18 protein-coding genes are annotated in these 19250 nt (G+C 48.3%); 10 read left to right on the top strand and 8 right to left on the bottom strand.

What is annotated here, in order from left to right; translation table 11 throughout:
* Positions 1-366: 366 nt before the first annotated feature.
* From PCO85_06935 to dapA, 5 genes are all read right to left on the bottom strand, one after another.
* Entirely contained in the window at positions 367-2397 is a 2031-nt protein-coding gene (locus tag PCO85_06935) for a GNAT family N-acetyltransferase (protein ID WJV55146.1), read from the bottom strand.
* Positions 2398-2424: 27 nt separating this feature from the next.
* Positions 2425-2877, bottom strand: coding sequence for a DUF441 domain-containing protein (locus PCO85_06930; GenBank protein ID WJV55145.1), 453 nt, complete (start codon positions 2875-2877; stop codon positions 2425-2427).
* Between the two features lie 178 nt (positions 2878-3055).
* A complete protein-coding gene (locus PCO85_06925) occupies positions 3056-3769 on the bottom strand; it encodes a phosphoribosylaminoimidazolesuccinocarboxamide synthase (GenBank protein WJV55144.1) in 714 nt (237 codons plus the stop codon).
* A gap of 100 nt (positions 3770-3869) precedes the next feature.
* The gene (gene bamC, locus PCO85_06920; GenBank protein WJV55143.1) at positions 3870-4907 is read right to left on the bottom strand and encodes an outer membrane protein assembly factor BamC; all 1038 of its coding nucleotides are present in this window, start codon (positions 4905-4907) and stop codon (positions 3870-3872) included.
* A 16-nt stretch (positions 4908-4923) separates the two neighbouring features.
* Entirely contained in the window at positions 4924-5802 is an 879-nt protein-coding gene (gene dapA / locus PCO85_06915; GenBank protein WJV55142.1) for a 4-hydroxy-tetrahydrodipicolinate synthase, read from the bottom strand.
* Between the two features lie 147 nt (positions 5803-5949).
* Here dapA and PCO85_06910 point away from each other — a divergent pair, with 147 nt between their 5' ends.
* The 4 genes from PCO85_06910 to arsC all read left to right on the top strand — a co-directional run bounded on the left by PCO85_06910 (position 5950) and on the right by arsC (position 9017).
* Positions 5950-6519, top strand: coding sequence for a glycine cleavage system transcriptional repressor (locus PCO85_06910; protein ID WJV55141.1), 570 nt, complete (start codon positions 5950-5952; stop codon positions 6517-6519).
* 2 nt (positions 6520-6521) lie between these two features.
* Complete coding sequence (gene bcp, locus PCO85_06905) at positions 6522-6989, top strand: thioredoxin-dependent thiol peroxidase (protein ID WJV55140.1); 468 nt, start codon at positions 6522-6524, stop codon at positions 6987-6989.
* Between the two features lie 186 nt (positions 6990-7175).
* Positions 7176-8639, top strand: coding sequence for a M48 family metallopeptidase (locus PCO85_06900; GenBank protein WJV55139.1), 1464 nt, complete (start codon positions 7176-7178; stop codon positions 8637-8639).
* 21 nt (positions 8640-8660) lie between these two features.
* On the top strand, positions 8661-9017 hold the full coding sequence (gene arsC, locus PCO85_06895; protein WJV55138.1) for an arsenate reductase (glutaredoxin): 357 nt from the start codon (positions 8661-8663) through the stop codon (positions 9015-9017).
* A 9-nt stretch (positions 9018-9026) separates the two neighbouring features.
* Here the strand turns inward: arsC and hda are convergent, their stop codons facing one another.
* The 3 genes from hda to upp form a co-directional block, all read right to left on the bottom strand.
* Entirely contained in the window at positions 9027-9734 is a 708-nt protein-coding gene (gene hda / locus PCO85_06890; GenBank protein WJV55137.1) for a DnaA inactivator Hda, read from the bottom strand.
* Between the two features lie 123 nt (positions 9735-9857).
* Positions 9858-11150, bottom strand: a complete 1293-nt coding sequence (gene uraA, locus PCO85_06885; protein WJV55136.1) for a uracil permease — start codon at positions 11148-11150, stop codon at positions 9858-9860.
* 92 nt (positions 11151-11242) lie between these two features.
* On the bottom strand, positions 11243-11869 hold the full coding sequence (upp, locus tag PCO85_06880; GenBank protein WJV55135.1) for a uracil phosphoribosyltransferase: 627 nt from the start codon (positions 11867-11869) through the stop codon (positions 11243-11245).
* 233 nt (positions 11870-12102) lie between these two features.
* Here upp and purM point away from each other — a divergent pair, with 233 nt between their 5' ends.
* The 6 genes from purM (at position 12103) to mglC (ending at position 19101) form a co-directional block, all read left to right on the top strand.
* Complete coding sequence (purM, locus tag PCO85_06875; GenBank protein ID WJV55134.1) at positions 12103-13140, top strand: phosphoribosylformylglycinamidine cyclo-ligase; 1038 nt, start codon at positions 12103-12105, stop codon at positions 13138-13140.
* Positions 13140-13778, top strand: a complete 639-nt coding sequence (gene purN, locus PCO85_06870) for a phosphoribosylglycinamide formyltransferase (protein WJV55133.1) — start codon at positions 13140-13142, stop codon at positions 13776-13778. The genes purM and purN overlap by 1 nt, the downstream gene beginning before the upstream one ends.
* A 350-nt stretch (positions 13779-14128) precedes the next feature.
* Positions 14129-15169 carry an HTH-type transcriptional regulator GalS gene (gene galS, locus PCO85_06865; GenBank protein WJV55132.1) on the top strand — a complete coding sequence of 347 codons (1041 nt, stop codon included), beginning with the start codon at positions 14129-14131 and terminating at the stop codon, positions 15167-15169.
* A 310-nt stretch (positions 15170-15479) separates the two neighbouring features.
* Complete coding sequence (gene mglB / locus PCO85_06860) at positions 15480-16475, top strand: galactose/glucose ABC transporter substrate-binding protein MglB (protein WJV55131.1); 996 nt, start codon at positions 15480-15482, stop codon at positions 16473-16475.
* Between the two features lie 75 nt (positions 16476-16550).
* Entirely contained in the window at positions 16551-18071 is a 1521-nt protein-coding gene (gene mglA / locus PCO85_06855; protein WJV55130.1) for a galactose/methyl galactoside ABC transporter ATP-binding protein MglA, read from the top strand.
* Positions 18072-18090: 19 nt separating this feature from the next.
* On the top strand, positions 18091-19101 hold the full coding sequence (gene mglC / locus PCO85_06850; GenBank protein ID WJV55129.1) for a galactose/methyl galactoside ABC transporter permease MglC: 1011 nt from the start codon (positions 18091-18093) through the stop codon (positions 19099-19101).
* The last annotated feature ends 149 nt before the right edge of the window (positions 19102-19250 follow it).

Genomic DNA, 19250 nt, shown 5'->3' with positions numbered 1-19250 from the left:
AAAATCATGTTGATAAATAATATTCTACAGTTTTAAAAATATTTAAACGTTATTGTAGCCTGAGTGCATATCTCAACATTCATCTATCTAGATATAGTCTGTGTATGTAATTTCGTTACTCTCGAATTAACTCATTTATACCCGTTATACTTCAAGCTGCAGGTGTGTTGGCTGCGTTCGTTCACCCGAATCACTTATCTGAGTAAGCTCATCGGGATTCACTCTCTTGCCGCCTTCCTGCAACTCGAATTATTTGGGGTATATACATCCATATTATGCTGAGAAATACTGAAGGCAGACAATCCGCCTGCAACGTGCGAGATAACAGGTATATACGATAAATCTAATTAACCATCAGATATGAATTCAGGTTAATGATTTGATACTCCACTCCCGCCAGCGTTGTTCTGCAAAGGAGTCCAATTGCCGTAATACGCTGGCAGTTTCATTACGCCAGCACTGTATCAACGCTTTTCGGCCAGTCAAGTGCAGGTGCTGAACACATTGCTCGACAGACATTCCCTGCACCAGCCATAACCGCAAAGCAAGGATGGATTGTTCAGTATGGGTCATCAAACGGGATAACGATGCCAGACAAGCCTCTGGTGGCCGATAGGCAAAGGCAAAACCCGCCAAATTTTCCCAGTCAGCTTCGCTGAGGTCAGTAGCGTTATCCAGCGGTAAATCCAGCATCAACGGGATTGAACGGCGCAACCAGTACCAGTCACGCGCCAGCTGCGCACTTGCCTGTTCGGTCAAGGTTTGCCCTGCCTCGCTCAGAGGAAGCAGCGCCATCGCACTGTAACAACCACTGCTAGCCTCAATATGGCTGCCAATACGCACCAGCGTAAATCCGCAAGAATGCCAAAAGGCCCACAGATCGGCCTGAAAACCAAAACTTACCGACAGATAATCCAATCCTTGCCGTTGTGCCGCTTGTTGTTGAAAATCAACCAGGGCACGCCCTATCCCGTGTCGACGGCGCGCCGCCGTGATGGCAATACGGCTAATCCGACGCGAACGCAGTATCGGCGCCAGCCACTGTCCGCCATGTGCTGCCAAAGACTGAGCCACCAGATTGCCACGAGGCCGACGACGTCCGGCCCACACCTCATGCGCCAACGACGCAGAAAGCCCACCTTCATCCACCGACCAGATAACACCGTAAATCGCATCCTGATGGCGGGCGCTAGCCACATGCATACCCGGTGCATCCATTAACCGGCGCAGATCCAGCGGCGAGGTACGGTAATGGGCACTGCATAACAAGCCATAGCACTGCGCCAATCGCTGTGGATATGCCAACCACTCATCCCGGCTCTCATCATCAATGACAGGATCGGCCTGTATGATTGTCTCAGAAACAGCCCCTTCAGCGGTAAACAGCATCGATCGATCCAGCAGACGTTCCAGAGGATCGTCACCAGCCCAACGCAGTGGCTCAGTTAATTCAAATCCTTGCCAGTCGGGTAATGCAGAACAGAATTTCAGTAAAAATCCGCGTCCGGTACCTTCATAACCTAGCACCGTTGTGGTCAGCAATATCCGGGGGAAAAATGGCAGGATAGCATGCAGTACCGGCGCAGGGATGGCGGCAGCTTCATCAACAAGTAACCAGTCAATAACAGGTAAAGGGTGAGAGCGGCAATACTCCAGCAACGCATCCGGTGCCCAGAAATGAACGTTATCTCCCGAATGATGTAACAAGACATCCGTTGCCGCACGAGACGGCGCGATAACCCAGCATTCCCCACCGCAACAACGAGTCAACATCCCCGCCAGCGTAGACTTCCCTCGACCACGTGGCGCAGTAATCACGGAAACTGCATGCCGGGGCTGCTGAAGTCGCGCCAGAATCCGCTGCTGCTGACACGTGGGTGTGCCACTGGCAGGATACCAAGCAGAACGAGAGCGCAACGGCCTGATGTGCAAATCGTCCCCTTGACGCCATATCACTGTGTCTTCATCCGCCAACAGCTGATGCCGGAAATGACGGATAAAGTGTGGTGTGATAATAGGTTCTGGCTGTTCGCTCCAGCGCAGGCTATCTTCATCCGGGCGTTCCGGCCAATCATCCCATGCAGGCACCAGTAGAAGTAACCAACTTCCGGCTTTGAGCACCCCCGCCAGCATCGCCAACGCCTCAGCATCAAGACCGTGACGAGCATCAAATACAGCATGAAATTGCTCTTGCCCCAGTAGCGTTCGTACCCGGCCAGGAGCAACTGATGTTACCGCCGAAGGTGCATGGGCACTTACCCACAGCCAGTCGCCCGCCAGACAGTGACTGAGCTGGTATGCCTGCGTGGCACTCCAGTCCTCGTCCCCGCTTATCACCAGCAGGCGACGAAGACCATAACGCCGTTGTAGCTGCCCGTTGGCGATAAAGCTCTTCATATCTGACTTATACCGATCAAAACCACTTCACCCTTTACCAATTAATAAAGAGAGCAGCCCCGCAGCAATCAACGGCCCCACCGGGACGCCGCGAAATAGTGCCACCCCCATAACGGTTCCCACCAGTAACCCCGCGACCACCGAAGGTTGGTTACTCATCAGGGAAACGCCACGTCCCCCCAGCCAGGACACCAGAACGCCGATAAATACGGCCAGCAGTGATTTCCAGTTCAGAAACGAGTGCAACACATCACTGGCGGTAATTTTCCCGCTGGCAATAGGCGACATCACCCCGATAGTTAATATCAGAATACCCAGGGTTAACCCGTATCTTTCCACCCAGGGTAAATAATGGTTCAGTGGTGTAATGCGTATGGTCAATAGTGCCAGCATTGCCAGCGTGACAGTCATGTTATGACTGATAATTCCCAGTGCAGCCAACACCAGTAGAATTAATAGCGTCGGGTCAAAATTGGCCATGAAGAATCCTTGCCAGGATGAAAGAAGAATTTACAGCGAAAAGAAAATGATAACACTAATATTCAGGGGACGATTGCAGATATCCGGACATCAAGCCGGAAAAAATGAGATACAGTGAAAAATCGAAACAGTCAGGAACTCCCTGTTCCTGACGCTGGAAACGTAAACGATTGCGCAGTCAGTCTAATTTAATGCCAAGACGGTGTGCGACTTCTTCGTATGCTTCAATAAGGCCACCCAGACTCTGACGGAAACGGTCTTTATCCATTTTATTCAGCGTCGCTTTATCCCACAGACGGCTACCATCCGGAGAGAACTCATCGCCCAGCACAATTTCACCGTTGAACAGACCAAATTCCAGCTTAAAGTCCACCAGAATCAGCCCTGCATCGTCGAACAGTTTGCTTAATACGTCATTGGCTTTGTAGCTCAGTTCCTTCATCCTGGCCAGATTTTCTTCACTCACCCAACCGAATGTTTTGCAGTATGACTCGTTAACCATCGGGTCATGCATAGCATCGTTTTTCAGGAACAGATCAAACAATGGTGGATTAAGGATTTCACCTTCGGTAACACCCAAACGTTTCACCAGAGAACCTGCCGCACGGTTACGGACCACACACTCCACCGGCACCATTTCCAGTTTTTTTACCAGCACTTCGGTATCAGAAAGCAGGCTTACCATTTGAGTTGGAATACCTGCGTCTGCCAGCTTGGTCATAATGAAGTAGTTGAACTTGTTGTTCACCATACCTTTACGATCGAACTGCTCAATGCGCTGACCATCCAATGCTGACGTATCATTGCGAAACTCCAGCACCAGCAGATCAGGATCTTCGGTGGTGTAGACAGTTTTCGCCTTTCCACGATACAACTCAGCTAGCTTTTGCATCTTTAATTACTCCACACAGTGAGGGCCACCCGCAACGGCCCGATAATTTAACGCGTTGATAACTTAATGAAGAAGGGCCGGATAATCCGACCCTTACAGGTTACTTGTTGAATGCCGCCTGGAACACCGAGACCAGCGCATCGTTTTGCGACTGACCTAGCATATGACCTTTGGCGTCGGTAAATTGCAGGCTGCTGCGGTTGCCAAGGTCACCAACCTGCAGTTTATAATCACCTTTGGGCAGTTGAGGATCTTTGGTCCCCAACGCATCCCAGGTGCTACTGCCCGGCGCTTTGTAAGTGATGGAGATCGATCCCTGAGATTTACTGCGATCAGTCACCTTCATGTCGATATTTTCCAGTGCTTTTGGCAAGCGATCCCAGACTTGGGCATAGGTACCACGCACCACTAACAACGGCAAGCCAGAGTCATCGGCACCACTCTGCACATCCAGTGACGTACTACTGTGGTTAGCAAGCTCATCTGCGCGCTCTTGGGCTTGTTTCTCCAGCGCATTAGATAGCAGATTAAGCATTATGCTGGCGTAGCGCTGCCTCTGGATAACATCGGTAATCGCAACGTTCAACTGTCGCAGATCCAGCAACTTGACCACCAGCGCCAGTTGATAGCCTTGTGGTTGCACAGTGATCTGATAACTCGCCTGGTAGGCGACATCTTCATCTTCACGTTTCCAGGTAACCCAGTCAGTCGTCAGCGTCTGGTTGGCATCCTGACGGCTGGCAATGGTGAATCCTCTGGATTGAATAATATGCGTGACCTGAGACCAAAGCTGACTGTTCTTGGCATTTTTTTCCAGTAACAGCGTAGCTGTATCACCGCTAATATGGCCACGGGAACCATTCAACAAAGCCAATGGCTGCATTGGCGGACGGATATCCAGCGCTTTACCAACCATACCATTCTGGCTGGCCGACGGAATATCATAGTCACCATTTTGCAGAGGAAGAATCATACCTGCCGGCACTTTTAACGCCCGATGTTCTGGTGTTTTCAGATAGGACTCATCGCCGCTGACCTGACGCTTGTAACGCTGGTCACTGGAACAGGCGGCCAGCAGCATCACCAGTGATACGCCAATAACCTTAGCCACCATCGACTTTTGCAATGAAGAACTCATCAAATCTCCCTAACGGTTACAGCAAACCGGCTTGCTTCATCGCGAGCTCCAACACCGGGCGACCAGTTTCAGTCAACGGTGTCATCGGCAGACGAAGCGTATCGGTCGCCATTAATCCCAATGCCTTACAGGCCCATTTCACCGGAATAGGATTGGGTTCAACAAACAGTTTCTGATGCAGTGGCATCAAACGCTGATTCAGACGGCGAGCTTCGGTAAAATTCCCCTGTGCCGCCAGTGCACAAAGTTCAGCCATTTCACGGGCAGCAATATTTGCCGTCACGGAAATAACCCCTTTGCCACCCAGTTGCATAAAGTCCAGACTGCTGATGTCATCACCACTCAGCAGAATAAAATCTTCATGAACCAGCACTTGGATCTGACTTACCCGGCTTAAGTTCCCGGTTGCTTCTTTAACTGCCACAATATTTTTAATTTCTGACAAACGGGCTATCGTTTCCGGCAGCATATCGCAACCGGTACGGGAAGGTACATTATACAGAATCTGTGGCAAATCAGTATGTTCGGCAATCGCTTTAAAGTGCTGAAACAACCCTTCCTGCGTCGGTTTGTTATAATACGGCGTTACAGTAAGACAACCCGCGACCCCAGTATCATTGAACCGCTGAGTCAGAGAAATTCCTTCCGCCGTGGCATTGGCACCAGTTCCGGCAATAACCGGGATACGGCCATCACACAGATCCAGCGTTAGCATCACCACATCGCCATGTTCATCATGGCTTAATGTGGCAGATTCACCGGTAGTGCCTACCGAAACAATCGCTGACGTCCCGCTAGCGACATGATAATCAATCAGTTTTTTCAGGCTAGCACGATCAACAGCACCTTTGTCGTCCATCGGCGTAACCAGAGCAACAATACTTCCCGTAAACATTAGCCATCCCCTCCACAAACAAGTTCTTCATGGTACTTTTGACTTCTATGCAAAAGCAAGCTTGCAACCGCTGTTGTAAGCGCTTGGCAGGTGGTTTTTTTTGTGTTTACCATGTTACTCCCAACATTTTGTACAGGAAGCATAATTTTGCCGAGCCAACAAGAACACTATCTGGTCATCACCGCACTGGGGACCGATCGCCCCGGAATCGTCAATGCGATTACCCGCCACGTCAGTAGTTGCGGCTGTAATATCGAAGATAGCCGTCTTGCCATGCTGGGCAAAGAGTTCACATTTATCATGTTGCTTTCCGGCAGTTGGAATGCCATTACGCTAATAGAATCCACCTTACCGCTCAAGGCTGCTGAAATGGCGCTGCTGATTGTGATGAAGCGCACCGAATCACAATTTCGCCCACCGATGCCTGCTACTGTATGGGTAAAAGTGGAAGTCACGGATTCACCCCATATTATTGAACGCTTTACCAATCTATTTGATTCTTACCAGATGAATATTGCAGAGTTGGTTTCTAAAACGCAGCCAGTAGAAGGGAATGCCCTCCCGCGGTTGTATATCCAGATTACCGCACACAGTCCTGCCGTACTGGCAGGCTCAATTATTGAGCCTGCCTTTCATCAGCTATGTACAGAACTGCACGCACAAGGCAATATTAGCGTCGTAAACTATCCGCAGCATGAAGAGAATGATGGAGAGTAGTGATGAACACACTGAAAGCCGGTGATATCGCACCGAAATTTAGCTTGCCTGACCAGGATGGCGAACAAGTTAATTTGACCGACTTCCAGGGACAGCGGGTCCTGGTGTATTTCTATCCCAAAGCCATGACACCAGGTTGCACCGTGCAAGCCTGTGGGCTGAGAGATAACATGGATGAGCTAAAAAAGCATGATGTTGAAGTATTAGGCATCAGTACGGACAAACCGGAAAAACTATCTCGTTTTACAGAAAAAGAGTTATTGAATTTCACCCTGCTTGCCGATGAAAATCACGAAGTTTCAGAGCTGTTTGGCGTATGGGGTGAAAAAACTTTTATGGGCAAAACCTATGACGGTATTCACCGCATCAGCTTTCTGATTGACACAGAAGGTAAAATTGAAAAAGTGTTTGATGATTTCAAAACCAGTAATCATCACGACATTATACTGAGCTATCTCAACGGCGTGTGATTTTTCGGGGTAACAATCTATTGACACCAGTGCTTTGTTTTTTAAGCACTGGTGTCTTGTGTTTCAATTCACTGACTCTTTTTCCTGCCAGCTTTTCTCTATAAGTATTTCTTTGTGTGCCGTCGCTGGCTAAGATGTTAGCAGACACTTCTTATCTCACATGCTGTTCAGAAGGTTTTACCCGTTATGTCTAACCGACTAGGAAAAACGGTCATTCCCATTCTGGTAGGAACACTGCTGGCAAGTGGAGCGATCACTGCATATGCCACATCCCAGGATTTGCTGCCGGATATTGGCACAACAGCCGGTAGTACGCTCAGCATCAACCAGGAACTGGCGATGGGGGACTTCTATTTGCGCAAACTACGTGCCGGCGCACCATTGATTAACGATCCGTTATTATTGAACTACATCAACCAGCTCGGTGATCGGCTGGTGCAATCCGCGAATTCCGTGCGCACACCTTTTCATTTTTTCCTGGTTAACAATGATGAAATCAACGCGTTCGCTTTTTTTGGCGGTAATGTTGTTATCCATTCTGGATTATTCCGTTACGTAGAAAATGAAAGTGAGCTGGCCTCGGTACTGGCGCATGAAATCTCTCACGTGACCCAACGCCATCTCGCCAGAGCGATGGAATCGCAAAAGAGTAGTGCGCCGCTCACCTGGGCGGGAACGTTCGGCTCAATCCTGCTGGCGATGGCCAACCCTCAGTTGGGAATGGCGGCGCTCAGCGGAACGTTAGCGGGTACCCAGCAGGGGATAATCAGCTTTACCCAGGCCAATGAGCAGGAAGCGGACCGCATCGGTATTCAGGTTCTGCAACGTGCCGGATTCAATCCACAGGCTATGCCGGATTTTCTGCAACGTCTGGCCGATATGTCGCGCTATGCCACTAAACCACCCGAAATGCTGTTAACACACCCATTACCAGAAAGTCGCCTAGCTGATGCCCGTAATCGGGCCAACCAAATGCGAGTCACCCCAGTACACTCTTCTCAGGATTTCCTGTTCGCCCGGGTCCGGGCATTGGGAATGTATGGCTCTCAAGACAATCCCTTCAATGAAGTACTGCTGAGTCGTTGGGCCAAAGGCAATATCCGGCAACAACAAGCCGCACGGTATGGGCGGGCCATCCAAGCCTATCAGGCGAAAAAATACGATGATGCCCACAATACGCTGCAACCACTGCTGAATAAATCGCCCAATAATCCGTGGTTTCTCGATCTGATTACCGACATTGATATCGGCCAGCAACGAGCAGCACAAGCGATATCCCGGCTACAGAAAGTTCCGGATGTACAGGATAATCCGGTATTACAGATCAACCTGGCCAATGCTTATGTGGAAGGTCACCAGGCAGCGGCAGCCAGTAAGATCCTGCGCCGTTATACTTATGCACATCCAAACGATCCCAACGGCTGGGATCTGCTGGCGCAAGCCTATGCTGCCCAGGGATTGAACAATGAGGAAATGGCAGCCCATGCAGAAAATCTGGCCCTTGACGGCGAACTTGATCAGGCGATCAATCTGCTCAGTAGCGCCAGTTCACACAGCAAGCTTGGCAGTCTGGAGCAGGCCCGCTACGATGCTCGTATTGATCAACTGCGGGCACTGCAACAACGGTTCCGTAAGTATGAAAAATCCTGACGTTAAAAAGGTTACTATCCCATGAACAGTCACGTCACTATCTACCATAACCCGCGATGTTCCAAGAGCCGGGAAACGCTGGCATTACTGGAACGGCATGGTATTCACCCAACAGTGGTGCTTTATCTGGAAACTCCGCCTGATGCCGCGACCCTTGCGGTGCTGATCAAGCAACTTGGATTTGACAGCGCCCGCGAACTCATGCGCAGCAAAGAAGATCTCTACCGACAACTGAACCTGGCGGATGATACCCTCACGCAAGCCCAGTTGATTCAGGCGATGGTGGAAAATCCCAAACTCATTGAACGCCCGATAGTGGTCGTCAACGATCAGGCCCGCATCGGCCGGCCGCCGGAAAGTGTGCTGGAAATTATTTAAACGCGGTCATTACAGACCAAGGATCTCTTTAACAAAGGGAATCGTCAGTTTGCGTTGGGCGGTAATAGAAGCATGGTCAAGCTGATCCAGCGTCATAAACAGGGTGCGCATTTCCCGATCCAGCCGTTTCAACAGGAAACGGCTGACATCTTCCGGCAGTTCAAAACCACGGAGTTTAGCTCGCAGTTTTAGTGCCTCGCCTTTTTCTTCATCCGATAGTGGCTGAAGACGGTAAATTTGCCCCCAGTCCAGCCGGGAAGCCAGATCAGGCAGTCGCAGGTTGAGTTGACGAGGTGGGCAGTCTCCAGTAATTAGCAACCGGGTATGGCCTGCCTCCTGAATGCGATTATAGAGATTGAACATCGCCATCTCCCAAGACGCATCACCGGCAATGGCATTGATGTTATCGATGCAAACCAAGGCCAGTTGCTCCATACCATCCAGAACTTCCGGCACAAAATAAGCACGTTTATCAAGCGGCACATAACCGACGGCCGTACCAGCACGAGAAAACTCGGCACAGGCGGCATGCAGCAGATGACTCCGTCCCCCACCCTGACGAGACCAGAAATAGATGTAACTGCCATGCTCTTGAATCAAGGCATTATGGAGAGCCGCCAGCAGAGACGCATTTTCTCCCGCATAGAAACTGGCAAAAGTTTCGTCATCAGGTAAATAGAGTGGCAATGAAAGCTGCGCCGGCGTGTTCAGAAGCACCTCAAGCAAAACGGGCAAAAAAACGGAGTAAGTCTAGCATAGAAACTTCACCCTGTTGAACCTGCAAACTCGTCAGGCCAACAGGGATATATCAGGTTGCTGTTAGTGTTGAGCTGGTTGCTGTTAGTGTTGAGCTGGTTGCTCTTCGTCTAATGAATCAATGATCTCTTCTTCACCGCGAACCAGACTGATGACCTTGAACAGCAAACTCAAGCAAATACCCACCACCGTTGCCAACGCCATGCCTTTCAGTTCAACCGCGCCCAGATGCACCTTGGCGCCACTTACACCGATAATCAAAATTACCGACGTGAGAATCAGGTTCTGTGCTTTGTTATAGTCCACTTTGGATTCAATCAGCACACGAATACCGGAAGCACCGATAACCCCATACAGCAGCAAAGACACACCACCCATCACCGGCACAGGTACCGCTTGGATCGCAGCCGCAAGCTTACCCACACAGGAGAGCAGAATGGCCAGCACTGCTGCACCGCCAATCACCCAGGTACTGTAGACCTTGGTAATAGCCAGTACGCCAATATTCTCGCCATAAGTGGTATTCGGAGTAGAGCCGAAAAATCCAGACAAGATAGTGGAAATGCCGTTGGCAAACAGGGAACGATGCAGCCCTGGGTCACGAAGCAAATCTTTTTTAACGATATTGGCCGTTACCACCAGATGTCCCACATGCTCGGCGATCACCACTAACGAAGCAGGCAGGATGGTCAACATGGCAAACCATTCAAACCGTGGGGTGTAAAATGTAGGTAATGCAAACCAGTGTGCCTGGCTGATCGATGAAAAATCCACCATCCCCATGGAAAAAGACAGCGCGTAGCCTGCCAACACACCAATCAAAATCGGGATAATCGCCAGAAATCCCCGGAACAGCACAGAACCCAGTACCGTTACTGCGAGCGTAATCAGAGAAACCGTCACGGCTTTACTGTCAACCGGCACACCGTCCGCAGGCAACAGTCCCGCCATTCCTGCCGCAACTCCCGCCAACTCCAGCCCAATAACAGTGACAATCGCCCCCATTGCGGCTGGTGGGAAAATGACATCTAACCAACCCGTTCCGGCCTTTTTCACAATCAGCGCAACCAGACAAAACACCAGTCCACACAAGATAAAACCACCCAGTGCAACTTCGTATCCCAAAGGCAGCAGTAGTAAAACCGGTGAAATAAACGCAAAACTGGAACCAAGGTAAGCCGGAATTTTGCCTTTACAGATAAAAAGGTAAAGCAGCGTTCCGATGCCATTGAACAGCAATACGGTAGCAGGATTGATTTTGAACAGGATCGGTACCAGTACGGTAGCGCCAAACATTGCAAACAGGTGTTGAAAGCTCAGTGGAATGGTCTGTAGCAATGGTGGTCGTTCACTTACCCCGATGGCACGACGAGTCATCTTTTTTTTCCTCTGTAATATTACTTTGGTGAAATGCCGACTGTCCGGCTGAAATAGGCAAAAAAAAGCCGACTGTAGAGTCGGCTTAAAAATTATTTTGTACCAAATATCTTATCGCCCGCATCTCCCAGGCCCGGCATGATGTAACCCTGTTCGTTTAACCCTTGATCAATCGCCGCGGTATACAACTCAACATCTGGATGCGCTTTCTCCAACGCAGCAAGCCCTTCCGGGGCCGCCACCAGTACCAGTACCTTGATGCTACGACAACCTGCTTTCTTCAGCAGATCGATAGTGGCGATCATCGAACCGCCCGTCGCCAGCATGGGATCAACCACCAGTGCCATACGCTCGTCGATATTGGAAACCAGTTTTTGAAAATAGGGCACTGGTTCCAGCGTTTCTTCATTGCGGTACATCCCTACAACGCTAATTCGCGCGCTGGGTACATTTTCCAGTACCCCTTCCATCATCCCCAGACCAGCTCGCAGAATAGGCACTACAGTAATCTTCTTGCCCTTGATTTGATCGACTTCAACCGGTCCACACCAACCTTCAATAGTTACTTTTTCTGTGGCTAAACCTGCAGTTGCTTCATAGGTCAATAAACTCCCTACTTCTGACGCCAGTTCTCGAAAACGTTTGGTGCTGATATCGTGCTCACGCATCAGGCCCAATTTATGTTTGACTAGCGGGTGTTTCACCTCGACGATCTTCATCACTATTCTCCTCTTCGGCGATAGACGGCCAAAAAAATCGCCGGATTATAACGCTTTTTTGGGCCAAGGCCATATGATTAAGTCTGATCCAGATCAAGCGATAACGGAAATTACTGATAGCAAGCAAAAAGCAAGTGGTTCTAATACTCCACTCGCAAACGATTGCTTACACTGTTAGAATTAGCGCGCTTGATTTCTCAATCACCAATCGTAACCTCCGTGGGGACTCCTCAGTGACCGACAAAACCTCTCTCAGCTATAAAGACGCAGGCGTGGATATTGATGCTGGCAATGCATTGGTAAACCGTATTAAAGGTGTAGTGAAACAGACCCGTCGCCCGGAAGTCATGGGTGGACTCGGTGGTTTCGGTGCCCTGTGTGCCTTACCGCAGAAATACCGTGAGCCAGTGTTAGTTTCCGGTACGGACGGTGTCGGCACCAAACTGCGTTTGGCGATGGACCTTAAACGTCACGATGCGATTGGTATCGATCTGGTTGCCATGTGTGTAAACGATTTGATAGTTCAAGGTGCCGAGCCGTTATTTTTTCTCGACTATTACGCGACCGGAAAACTGGATGTGGACACCGCTGCCAGTGTGATTAGCGGTATTGCCGAAGGCTGCAAACAATCTGGCTGTGCTCTGGTGGGTGGTGAAACGGCAGAAATGCCCGGTATGTATCATGGCGAGGATTATGACGTAGCCGGATTCTGCGTCGGTGTGGTTGAAAAATCTGAAATCATTGATGGTAGTAAGGTTCAGGCAGGTGATGTGTTGGTTGCCCTGGCCTCAAGCGGCCCACACTCCAACGGCTACTCGTTGGTTCGCAAAATTCTGGAAGTCAGTGACACGGATCCAACACAGGTACAGCTGGAAGGTAAACCATTGGCCGATCACCTGCTGGAACCGACTAAAATTTATGTCAAATCCATTTTGTCACTGATTGAAAAAAGCGATGTGCATGCCATATCACATCTTACTGGCGGCGGTTTCTGGGAAAATATCCCGCGTGTGCTACCACAGGGAATGCAAGCCACAATTGATGAATCAAGCTGGCAATGGCCCGCAGTGTTCAATTGGCTGCAACAAGCAGGGAACGTCAGTCGCCACGAAATGTACCGCACATTTAACTGCGGTGTAGGTATGATTATCGTTCTGCCTGCGGCGCAAGCAGACAACGCCATCACTTTGTTGAACAATGACGGTGAGACAGCATGGAAAATCGGTGTGATCACTCATACAGATACCGGAGAAACAGTGGTTATTAAGTGATGAAAAATATTGTTGTTCTGATATCAGGCCAGGGGAGCAATTTACAGGCGTTGATTAATGCCTGTAAAAATGGACGAATAAAAGGGAGAGTCGCTGCTGTATTTAGCAATAATCCCGACGCTTTCGGCCTGACACGGGCACAAGAAGCGGGAATTGACACCCAGGTTCTCAACCCAAAAAGTTTCGAAGAGCGTGCCGCTTACGATGCAGCACTGGCTGATGAAATAGAAAAATATACTCCTGACCTGGTGGCACTGGCAGGTTATATGCGCATTCTCAGTCCCGAGTTTGTTGAACGCTTTGCCGGAAAAATGCTTAACATCCATCCGTCCTTGCTACCCAAATATCCTGGCTTACATACGCATGCTCAGGCTCTGGCAAATGGCGATACGGTACATGGTACATCGGTACATTTTGTCACTGACGATCTGGATAGTGGCCCCGTCATTCTGCAGGCCAAAGTACCCATTTTTGCAGAGGATACTGAGCAAAATGTACTCGAGCGTGTTCAAGTACAGGAGCACACTATCTATCCGTTGGTTGTCAATTGGTTCCTGGAAGGCCGCTTGAAAATGAAAGATGGCGAAGCCTGGTTGGACAGCGTACGCATTCCCTCTAATGGTTACGCCGCTGAATAAGTAACCTGTTTCCCTGCCCCGACAAACCATCATTGTCGGGGCATTTCACAACTCCCCTTCGATATTTCTGCGCTCCTGTATCTCAAGTCCATGTTCCAGCAGTTATGCTAACCACCCTATGCCTGACGCTATCAGATATTAAATACTGAAAGCTCGCTGACAAAAAACACCCATGCAGGATAATGATTGTCGTCACAAAGGTTACAAAAAAGTTATAAAATTGCATGTAACCGCTTTCATTAGTGTGACAAAACTCACGCTGTATTCTGAAAACGCCTGACAGAATAACCATAAATATATTTTCGTATATCAGGTAACAAATTTGTCTATTTCCTCTGTGGTGAATGTCCATGATTACTATACGTGATGTCGCACTTCAAGCTGGAGTGTCTATCGCTACCGTGTCGCGCGTGCTCAATAACAACAAGGCGGTAACGCCGGAAACGCGAATGCTGGTCCTACAGGCTATCGAGTCATTGGGCTACCGTCCTAATGCCAATGCCCAGGCGCTGGCAACCCAGATCAGCGATACGATAGGTGTTGTGGTCATGGATGTCTCAGACGCTTTTTTTGGTGCTATGGTCAAAGCGGTTGATACCGTGGCGCAATGCATGCAACACCATGTTTTAATTAATAACTCATACCATCAGGAAGCAAAGGAACGCCATGCTATCGAGATATTTATCCGACAACGGTGCAATGCACTGATCGTTCATGCCAAAGCGCTGTCAGATACCGAACTGGCTGACTTTATGGACCATGTGCCCGGCATGATACTGATCAATCGCATTGTTCCCAGCTATGCCCATCGCTGCGTCTGTCTTAACAATGTTTATGGTGCAATGATGGCAACCCGCATGTTGCAGCAAAGTGGACATCGACGTATTGGCTATCTCAGCTCCAGTCATCCCATTGAAGATGTTGAACAACGCCGTTCAGGCTGGCAACAGGCATTGGCTGAACAGGGCACCGTACCGCCAGACATGTGGATTGCCAGTGGAGACCCCGATTTACAAGGCGGTGAAGCGGCAATGGTCGAATTATTGGGGCGTAATCAGCATCTCACGGCCGTTTTCGCCTACAACGACAACATGGCGGCTGGTGCGCTTTCTGCACTGAAAGACAATGGTATTCAGGTACCCCAGCAGTTATCCGTGGTTGGATTTGATGATATTCCCATATCACGATATACCGACCCTCAATTAAGCACTGTACGATATCCCATTGTTTCCATGGCAAAATTGGCAACAGAGCTGGCATTAAAAGGCGCAGCAGGTCAGTTGGATAACAGTGCTCAACACTGCTTTATGCCTACGCTAGTCCGTCGCCATTCTGTGGCCACTTGCCAAAATGTGGAACCAGTCACTAATTCAACCAAAGCCTCTATGTAACCGCTTTCAATTTGTGAGTAATTTCACAGTTAATTAACATTGCGTTATTTATGATGACATTGTCCTGCAAGGGCTAACAAAATGTAACACGGTGAAATTCACCATTACCTTATCGAGTCCTTACGGCAAAACGATTCATAACCTATTTTCAGGACGTTTTACGCAACAGGGAAGTCAGGTTTTGTAGTAGCGTCCATCAGCCTGGCGTAATCACTCGCCTTGCTAATTTTTCTTAACTGATTGTCAAACCACTCTTATATAGCGTGAGCGTGGTAGACGTAGAACTACCCTGCATAAACCCGGAGATACCATGAATAAAAAGGTTTTTACTCTCGCCGCCCTGGTTGCCAGCATGATGTTCGGTGCCACTGCCCATGCAGCAGATATGCGTATTGGTGTCACTATTTACAAATATGATGACAACTTTATGTCGATGGTGCGCAAAGACATTGAGAAAGAAGCGAAAAACATTGGCGGTGTACAGCTGCTGATGAATGACTCACAGAATGACCAATCCAAACAAAACGATCAGGTCGATGTGCTGCTGGCTAAGGGGGTTAAAGCCCTGGCGATTAATCTGGTGGATCCAGCAGCGGCGGCGGTGATATTGAATAAAGCCAGTAGTAGTGGCATTCCAGTGGTGTTCTTTAACAAAGAACCGAATGCCAAAGTGATGGCGCGCTATCCTAACGCCTACTACGTTGGCACTGACTCCAAAGAAGCCGGCATTATCCAGGGGCAGCTGATAGAAAAACATTGGAAATCAACACCGGCATGGGATCTGAACAAAGATGGCCAGATTCAGTATGTGTTGCTAAAAGGTGAACCAGGACATCCTGATGCTGAAGCACGAACCAAATATGTCATCAGTACACTGAATAAAGACGGTATCAAAACTCAGCAGTTACAGATGGATACGGCCATGTGGGACACTGCTCAGGCAAAAGATAAAATGGATGCCTGGCTTTCCGGCCCAAATGCCAACAAAATCGAAGTCGTGATTGCGAACAACGACGCGATGGCCATGGGCGCCATTGAAGCCCTGAAAGCACATAACAAAACGTCTATTCCCGTGTTCGGTGTTGACGCCTTGCCGGAAGCCTTATCGCTGATAAAATCCGGCGCGATGGCGGGTACGGTATTGAACGATGCGGAAAGTCAGGCGAAGGCCACTTTGGATTTGGCAAAAAATCTGGCGGAAGGTAAACCGGCTACTGAAGGAACTTCGTTCAAAATAGAAAACAAAATTGTCCGTGTGCCTTACGTTCCCGTCGATAAAGATAATTTGTCACAGTTCATGAAATAAATAAATCGCTTCGGGCACAGCATAGTACTGTGCCCTGCTTCGCTTGACCGAATGACTTTTTCAGCCAGGTAAATTATGGCCAGTGATAAAACAACACCACAACACGAATTCTTACTGGAAATGACCAATATCAATAAGTCATTTCCCGGAGTAAAGGCATTAGATAATGTCAATTTGAAAGTGCGACCTCACTCTATTCATGCTTTGATGGGAGAGAATGGCGCGGGGAAATCGACACTATTAAAATGCCTGTTTGGTATTTATCAGAAAGACGCAGGAAATATCCTATTCAAAGGGGAGGAAATTAATTTTAATAGCTCCAAAGAGGCGTTGGAAAATGGCGTATCAATGGTTCATCAGGAATTGAATCTGGTTCTGCAACGCTCAGTTATGGATAACATGTGGCTTGGCCGTTATCCCAAAAAAGGACTGTTTGTTGATCAGGATAAAATGTTTCGGGATACCAAAGCGATATTTGACGAATTAGATATTGATATCGACCCGCGGAGTAAAGTGTCGACACTCTCTGTTTCTCAAATGCAAATGATCGAAATAGCCAAAGCTTTTTCCTATAATGCGAAGATTGTCATTATGGATGAACCGACTTCCTCGCTAACCGAAAAAGAAGTCAATCATCTTTTTACCATTATCCGAAAACTTAAAGATCGCGGCTGCGGTATTGTTTATATCTCGCACAAAATGGAAGAGATATTCCAATTGTGTGATGAAATAACTATTTTACGCGATGGTCAGTGGATTACGACCCAACCACTGGAAGAATTGGATATGGACAAGATTATCGCCATGATGGTCGGTCGATCCCTCAACCAACGTTTTCCGGATAAAACCAACAAACCGGGTGAAGTGATTCTTGAAGTAAGAAATCTGACATCACTACGCCAACCCTCCATCCGTGATATCTCCTTTGATTTACATAAAGGCGAAATTCTGGGCATCGCTGGTCTGGTCGGTGCAAAACGTACCGATATTGTCGAGACACTCTTTGGCATCCGCGAAAAATCAGGCGGCAGCATCAAGTTGCATGGCAAAGCTATTAATAACAACAGTGCCAATGAAGCCATTAATCATGGGTTCGCGCTAGTCACGGAGGAACGTCGCTCGACCGGTATCTATGCCTATCTCGATATTGGCTTTAACTCGCTGATCTCCAATATCCGTAAATATAAAAACAATATTGGTTTACTGGATAACAACCGGATGAAAAGTGACACCCAATGGGTAATTGATGCCATGCGAGTAAAAACGCCTGGGCATCGTACTGCTATCGGATCACTGTCTGGCGGTAACCAGCAAAAAGTTATTATTGGTCGCTGGTTATTAACCCAACCAGAAATATTAATGCTTGATGAACCGACACGTGGTATTGACGTTGGGGCAAAATTCGAAATCTATCAGCTAATTTCCGAACTGGCGAAGAAAAACAAAGGAATTATTATCATCTCCTCTGAGATGCCGGAACTTTTAGGTATTACCGACAGAATATTGGTGATGAGTAATGGCCTCGTTGCAGGCATTGTCGAAACCAAAAATACCACGCAGAACGAAATATTGCGTTTAGCGTCGTTACACCTTTAATGATGCAAGGGCCGTTATCATGAACGTTATTACTAAAAAAAATGCGCTAAATTGGTTAAAAGAGGGCGCCATTTATATTGTTTTGCTGGCACTACTGGCAATTATTATTATCCAGGATCCAACTTTCCTCAGTTTAATTAACCTGAGTAATATTCTGACACAATCTTCTGTGCGCATTATTATCGCGCTGGGTGTGGCAGGATTAATCGTCACACAGGGAACCGATCTATCAGCAGGACGTCAGGTTGGTTTGGCGGCGGTGGTTGCCGCCACGTTGTTACAATCGATGGATAATGCCAACAAGGTGTTTCCGCACATGGAAACCATGTCAATTCCGCTGGTTATCCTGATTGTTTGCGTTATTGGTGCGATCATCGGTTTAGTTAACGGATTGATTATTGCCTATTTACAGGTTACGCCGTTTATCACCACCCTTGGCACCATGATTATCGTCTACGGGATTAACTCGCTTTATTACGATATTGTTGGTGCATCACCCATTGCCGGCTTTGATTCGAAATTTTCAACATTCACTCAAGGTTTTTTGAAATTTGGCGATTTGAAACTCTCGTATATTACATTCTACGCGATTATCGCCATTATTTTCGTTTGGGTGTTGTGGAATAAAACCCGCTTTGGAAAAAACATTTTCGCCATTGGCGGCAATCCAGAAGCGGCAAAAGTATCTGGTGTCAATGTGCCATTAAATCTGATTCTGGTATATGCCTTGTCTGGCGCATTCTATGCCTTTGGTGGCATGCTGGAAGCTGGCCGTATCGGCAGCGCGACCAATAACCTGGGCTTTATGTACGAACTGGATGCTATCGCCGCGTGTGTGGTCGGTGGCGTGTCCTTTACCGGTGGTGTGGGGACGGTTGCAGGCGTCGTCACTGGGGTGATCATTTTTACCGTCATCAACTATGGGTTGACCTACATCGGCGTGAATCCATATTGGCAATACATCATCAAGGGCAGCATTATTATTTTCGCCGTAGCGCTGGACTCATTGAAATATGCACGCAAGAAATAAGGTAATGCCAACGGGGTATTAATCTGAAGATCCCTGCGCAAGCGGGGATCCATTCTGGTGTAAGTACATTGATGGAACACATTGATGGAAAAGGGATTCCCATTTCGTGAATTACATCCATCATTTTTACGTTTTACCTTCCCAGCATG

Origin of the sequence: Prodigiosinella aquatilis (assembly GCA_030388725.1) — a bacterium.
In the GTDB taxonomy this organism is placed as follows: Bacteria; Pseudomonadota; Gammaproteobacteria; order Enterobacterales; family Enterobacteriaceae; genus Prodigiosinella; species Prodigiosinella aquatilis.
Note: the sequence above shows the minus strand (reverse complement) of the source record. Positions and strands in the feature narration are given on the sequence as shown.

Bases quoted from the DNA above. Each gene is read 5' to 3' on its own strand.
- PCO85_06935 (WJV55146.1), bottom strand. From the start codon at position 2,397: ATGAAGAGCTTTATCGCCAACGGGCAGCTACAACGGCGTTATGGTCTT.
- PCO85_06930 (WJV55145.1), bottom strand. From the start codon at position 2,877: ATGGCCAATTTTGACCCGACGCTATTAATTCTACTGGTGTTGGCTGCA.
- PCO85_06925 (WJV55144.1), bottom strand. From the start codon at position 3,769: ATGCAAAAGCTAGCTGAGTTGTATCGTGGAAAGGCGAAAACTGTCTAC.
- bamC (WJV55143.1), bottom strand. From the start codon at position 4,907: ATGAGTTCTTCATTGCAAAAGTCGATGGTGGCTAAGGTTATTGGCGTA.
- dapA (WJV55142.1), bottom strand. From the start codon at position 5,802: ATGTTTACGGGAAGTATTGTTGCTCTGGTTACGCCGATGGACGACAAA.
- bcp (WJV55140.1), top strand. From the start codon at position 6,522: ATGAACACACTGAAAGCCGGTGATATCGCACCGAAATTTAGCTTGCCT.
- PCO85_06900 (WJV55139.1), top strand. From the start codon at position 7,176: ATGTCTAACCGACTAGGAAAAACGGTCATTCCCATTCTGGTAGGAACA.
- arsC (WJV55138.1), top strand. From the start codon at position 8,661: ATGAACAGTCACGTCACTATCTACCATAACCCGCGATGTTCCAAGAGC.
- uraA (WJV55136.1), bottom strand. From the start codon at position 11,150: ATGACTCGTCGTGCCATCGGGGTAAGTGAACGACCACCATTGCTACAG.
- upp (WJV55135.1), bottom strand. From the start codon at position 11,869: ATGAAGATCGTCGAGGTGAAACACCCGCTAGTCAAACATAAATTGGGC.
- purN (WJV55133.1), top strand. From the start codon at position 13,140: ATGAAAAATATTGTTGTTCTGATATCAGGCCAGGGGAGCAATTTACAG.
- galS (WJV55132.1), top strand. From the start codon at position 14,129: ATGATTACTATACGTGATGTCGCACTTCAAGCTGGAGTGTCTATCGCT.
- mglB (WJV55131.1), top strand. From the start codon at position 15,480: ATGAATAAAAAGGTTTTTACTCTCGCCGCCCTGGTTGCCAGCATGATG.
- mglA (WJV55130.1), top strand. From the start codon at position 16,551: ATGGCCAGTGATAAAACAACACCACAACACGAATTCTTACTGGAAATG.
- mglC (WJV55129.1), top strand. From the start codon at position 18,091: ATGAACGTTATTACTAAAAAAAATGCGCTAAATTGGTTAAAAGAGGGC.